Consider the following 4,384-nt stretch of genomic DNA (forward strand, 5'->3'; position numbering starts at 1 on the left):
ACCGGCAGCCGCAGCCGCGCCGGCGCAAGCAGCACCGCCGCCACCGCCGGCGCCGGCGCAAGCCACGCCGCCCACCAGAGCGGATGATTGGCATAGCCGAGCGCCAGCAACGCGCCCCCGAGCAGCGCGAGCGCAACCACCGCGGCAAGTCGGCGAGATGCGGGGATCTCAGGAAGCATAGCCAAAGCTTGAACCATGCCGCCACGGCAGTCCAGCAGGGCACGAGCCGCCGAGTCCGAAGCGCCGGGGGACGTAGCCTTGCGATGCTTCCGCCGGGGCAAGCAGGTGTTCTGATGCGCGGGCTAGTCGATCTCCACGATATAGGCATCGAGCGCGGCAATCAGATCGGCTTCGGACATCTCCTTCGCCACTGCGGCCTCGAACCATTGGCCGAGCCGCAGGTCGTCCGGCAAATCGAGCCGATAGCCGTTAAGGCCCAAGAACTCGATCATCATGAAGGCGCCCGCGCGCTTGTTGCCGTCGATGAAGCCGTGGTTGGCGGCGAGGCCGATCCCCAGCCGGACGGCAAGCACGAGGATGTCACCTTCGTCGCCGACATAATGGAGCTGCTGTGCGCGTCCGAGAGCGCTCTCGACGAGCCCGAGGTCGCGTATGCCATGCGGCCCGCCGCGGAGCTCTATCTGCTCCTCGTGGACCTCAATGATGTCGTCGATGGTGGGCCAGAGCGGCTCAGCGGGCGAGGTAGTCAAGCGACTTGGAGTGGCGCTTGTTGATCTCGGCACGCAGCTCCTTGCGGTCCGTCTCCGGCCTCGGACGCGCCGGCCGCTTCACTTGCGTCTTCTGCTTTTCAGCCGCCGGCATCGAATACGACCTCGCTTATGCCCTCATGGTATATCGGATGTCCTTAGGGATGGTCAACGCAGCAGGGAGTCCGGCAGTTTCCCTCCCGGTCCTCGCTCCGTCCGCCGTCCTTCGTCAGCGCGAACCCCGACTCGGTCGGGTCCGGAAATCCAGCCCCTCACCAGAACCGTCCGCCCTGAGCCTGTTGAAGGCTGTCCCGAGCGACGCGGCGGGAGGGGGCGAAAGCCTGGCCCCGGCGTCGGCGCGGCTTGATCCAGCGTCCAGCTACCTCGCCCGACAAGAGGCGGTTGCGGCAGGGTCCGGCACGCCCGGCCCATCCTTGCGACTGAAGCTGCTACCTACTGGACGGTAGGATCCCCGTCGCAGGAGCAGAGTCTCGTCTCAGAGCCCAACCCGGAGTCCCCGTTGTCGAGTTTCCGTCTGAGACTTAAATTGAGCTTGCGAGTTCACCTGACTGCCGTTAACTGTGACTCTGAATGACCGCGCTACGCCAGTTCCTCAGCCGCCGTGAAGCGGAAATTGTAGAGCAGATAAAGCTGCTTGAGGCCGAGCTTGCGGAAATCAGAACCGCATGGTCCGCGTTGCAACGGGACGAGTCTGCCGAGTCGAGTGAGCGCGTGTCGACAATCAAGGACATGGTGCGCGGAATCTTGAGGAGCCGACCCGACGGACTGAGTGCCGGCGAAATTCTGGCTGAAATCAAAGAGCGGTTCGCCGTTCACGTGGAGCGCACCAGCCTCTCTCCCCAGTTAAGCAGGCTTCGCAGCTCTGAAGAGGTTACGCTTCAGGGTGGTCGATGGTACTCCACCCAGATTCCGCTTTCCCATATGGTCATGCCGCACCACGGCCGAGCGACGGGCTCGCAGAGAGGCGGCGACAGTGACTTACTCTAGGAGCATGGCAGGGGCGTCTGGTTGTCGAGGCGTCCGGCAAGACTTCGCAAGCGGGCCTACGGAGCAATGGAACTGCCCCGTAGGCCCTATGGGTCAACCTATCCCACTCACCGAGGGAGCACGAGTTAGGAGTATCCCAATGTGGCAAGCCGCTTTCGAGGCTTAGTTCTCCGGCGGCAGCCCCTGATCGGGAAACCGATCAGGGCTCCGTCCATATCATCCGACACAATCATGTCAAAGATGGAGCCCAAAATGGCTAAGGTTTACCCTTTTCATTCGGTGAAGCAGGGCACACGGAACGTTCATCACGACAACGACCGGTGCACCGAAGGCAATAACATTGAGAGCTACAATCGCCGGCAGGGCACCGCCGGTCGCCCGCTCTGCGACCACTGCGGACGCCTGTAGCTTACCTGTAGGCGGTGCTGCCAGCGCTTCGCACCGCCTACGCCGCTAAGGTTCTGAAGGAAATTTTATGGCTAGGTATATCCCCATCCTGCGGTGGAAGCAGGGGGAGAGACGGGGCATTTCTCAACTACAAGCCGGTACTCGGCGGAATGTAATTCCTCTCTTCCAAGTAGGTGCCGATCAGTTTCGGGTTTCAGCGGCACAGCAGAGAGCTGGCCGTTCGCCCGCCCAGGAGCTAGCGAATGGGCTGCTATCGGATTGGGGCACTAGTCCCTTTTATCTCGATGCCTCTGAATTGTCTCCTGCTCCCGGCGCGACGCATCATCCACTAATCGACATCGCCGCAGCAGCGAGAACTAACGGTTTACAGCTGATCCCGGCAAGCTCCCTGTCAGCAAACCGCCTTTACGCTGCAGCAGTACAAACGGCGACCGCGACCGATGGACGCGGGGCTGGTTTCCGAATTGATCTCCACGAGCTTACGACGGCTTCCGCCTGGTCCGCTTCCTGGGGGCAAGCCTTTGGAGTCATCGATCTAATAGCTGATTTTCGGGGGTCGGTCGGGACGGTTCTCGCCTTGGGTGCTCCCGCGATCGCGGCATTCCAGAATCTTCACAACGGGCCTGCGTGGCGGAGTGTGACGATCGCGGGCACAAGCATGCCCCTGGACTTCAGTGGGTATTCGGCGGGCGTTCATATCATTCCTCGCGCCGAATGGCTCCTCTGGCAGGCTCTCTCAATAGCAGGGCTCCCGTACGACATCGGGTATGGCGATTATGCTACGGTCTCCCTTGCGGCCCCCCCGCCCGGAATAGCCTGGGGCTATCCGATCAACGTGAAGTACACTCTTCAGAACGAATTTCTCGTTTGCCGCGGCGTGAAGACGACGGGCAGGGGTGCCGTTGATTTGGCTCCTCAGCTCATTGGGCATGCCCGTACGATCAGTGGCTATCCTACGCGCGCGCGGCTCGCTGGGTGTTGGGCGGACGACACAGTGGACGCTATAGCTGCTGGGGCGCAAAGCCCAGGAAATCTAGAGACTTGGGTGCGGATTGGCATCAACCGTCATATCGAGCGGGTCAGAAGCGACCTTCCCTAACCACGCGGTGCGCGCTTTCAGCGCGCACCGAATACCATCGCTCAGCAAGGGCAGTGGCAATTCTGCAGCCAGCCGCCTGTGAAGGGCTTTCGCCGTCTTAGACCGCCACCCCGCCTCTAAGCCATGACGCGCCAATAATGCCAACGCTTCCTCGCGCCAAAGCAACTGAGCCATTATGAATGGATCTCGGCTTGGATTTAATCTGCTGGCCCTTTGCCGACGCACCACCGTTCTGCCGATAATGTCCTCCGATGCCACGTACGTGCCCCACCAGCGGGGGACCAGATCTCGAGCCTTTCGAAGATGTCTTTCAGTTGTAACTAGGCATACGCGATCGAACACGAGGCTGTAGATCTCCGCTTGCATGGGCAGGCGATCTAAGGTGTCGCGGTCGCTCTTGAGTTCGAAGCCAGCCAGTTCCCCGTTTATCACGGCGACATCAATCCGAGCGGACCCTGCCCAGACCCCCATCTCCTCCACGATTCGAGTATCGGGATCGTTGGCATGTTCAGCTGAGAGCTGCGACAAAAGAGCAGCTCGGACGTCGCGATCCCGCATAGCCGGAACTCCCCGTTATTGCCCGTTCGGCAGCGTCTCCGACAAACGCTCATCGTTCAAGCCGTTAGCTCGCCTGCTGTGGACTTCGCAGTGCGCCAGCCCCCGTAACCAATAAATTTAGCCGAACAAGTGTGGCATGGACGCGACACCAATCCGTCCGTCGGCGCCCTTCCCCCTCCCCCCAGGCATTGCTAGAGCGCCGCCACATCCGGGAACTGTCGCCATGTGTGGACAGTCTCACACGCATACGACCATCAGAAGGAAAGCGGCGATGACCTCCGTCGGCCACGACACCCTCAACACACGTTCCAACCTCGATGTCGGCGGCCGCTCCTACGCCTACTATTCCATCGCCAAGGCCGCCTCCCAGCTCGGCGACGTGTCCCGCCTCCCCTTCTCGATGAAGGTGCTGCTCGAAAATCTGCTCCGCTTCGAGGACGGGAAGACCGTCACGCGCGACGATATCCAGGCGATCGTTGATTGGCAGGACAATAAGGGCTCCGTCAGCCGCGAGATCCAGTATCGCCCCGCGCGCGTGCTCATGCAGGATTTCACCGGCGTTCCGGCCGTGGTCGATCTCGCCGCGATGCGCGATGCGATGAAG

Annotated in this window: 5 protein-coding genes and 1 pseudogene; 3 read left to right on the forward strand and 3 right to left on the reverse strand. The window is 61.5% G+C overall.

All coding sequences use genetic code 11. From position 1 onward, the window contains the following. Positions 1-302: 302 nt before the first annotated feature. Positions 303-710, reverse strand: coding sequence for a type II toxin-antitoxin system death-on-curing family toxin (locus VF662_RS01830; RefSeq protein WP_464137012.1), 408 nt, complete (start codon positions 708-710; stop codon positions 303-305). After that, positions 691-822 (reverse strand): hypothetical protein, encoded by a 132-nt coding sequence (locus tag VF662_RS01835; RefSeq protein ID WP_464137015.1) that lies wholly within the window; start codon positions 820-822, stop codon positions 691-693. The genes VF662_RS01830 and VF662_RS01835 overlap by 20 nt, the downstream gene beginning before the upstream one ends. Positions 823-1,298: 476 nt before the next feature. Between VF662_RS01835 and VF662_RS01840 the strand changes: the two genes are divergently transcribed. After that, positions 1,299-1,715, forward strand: a complete 417-nt coding sequence (locus tag VF662_RS01840) for a hypothetical protein (protein ID WP_464137017.1) — start codon at positions 1,299-1,301, stop codon at positions 1,713-1,715. A gap of 475 nt (positions 1,716-2,190) precedes the next feature. Beyond that, a complete protein-coding gene (locus VF662_RS01845; RefSeq protein WP_464137020.1) occupies positions 2,191-3,222 on the forward strand; it encodes a beta family protein in 1,032 nt (343 codons plus the stop codon). Here the strand turns inward: VF662_RS01845 and VF662_RS01850 are convergent. After that, positions 3,157-3,780 (reverse strand): sce7726 family protein, encoded by a 624-nt coding sequence (locus VF662_RS01850; RefSeq protein ID WP_464137022.1) that lies wholly within the window; start codon positions 3,778-3,780, stop codon positions 3,157-3,159. The two genes, VF662_RS01845 and VF662_RS01850, sit on opposite strands and share 66 nt — an antisense overlap. 271 nt (positions 3,781-4,051) lie before the next feature. Between VF662_RS01850 and VF662_RS01855 the strand changes: the two are divergent. After that, positions 4,052-4,384 (forward strand): annotated as a pseudogene (locus VF662_RS01855) (aconitate hydratase); the annotation flags it as partial.

Source organism: Allosphingosinicella sp. (assembly GCF_036387215.1).
Taxonomy (GTDB): domain Bacteria; phylum Pseudomonadota; class Alphaproteobacteria; order Sphingomonadales; family Sphingomonadaceae; genus Allosphingosinicella.

Excerpts from the sequence above, each read along its gene's own strand:
- VF662_RS01835 (WP_464137015.1), bottom strand. The coding sequence starts at position 822 with ATGCCGGCGGCTGAAAAGCAGAAGACGCAAGTGAAGCGGCCGGCGCGT.
- VF662_RS01840 (WP_464137017.1), top strand. The coding sequence starts at position 1,299 with ATGACCGCGCTACGCCAGTTCCTCAGCCGCCGTGAAGCGGAAATTGTA.
- VF662_RS01845 (WP_464137020.1), top strand. The coding sequence starts at position 2,191 with ATGGCTAGGTATATCCCCATCCTGCGGTGGAAGCAGGGGGAGAGACGG.
- VF662_RS01850 (WP_464137022.1), bottom strand. The coding sequence starts at position 3,780 with ATGCGGGATCGCGACGTCCGAGCTGCTCTTTTGTCGCAGCTCTCAGCT.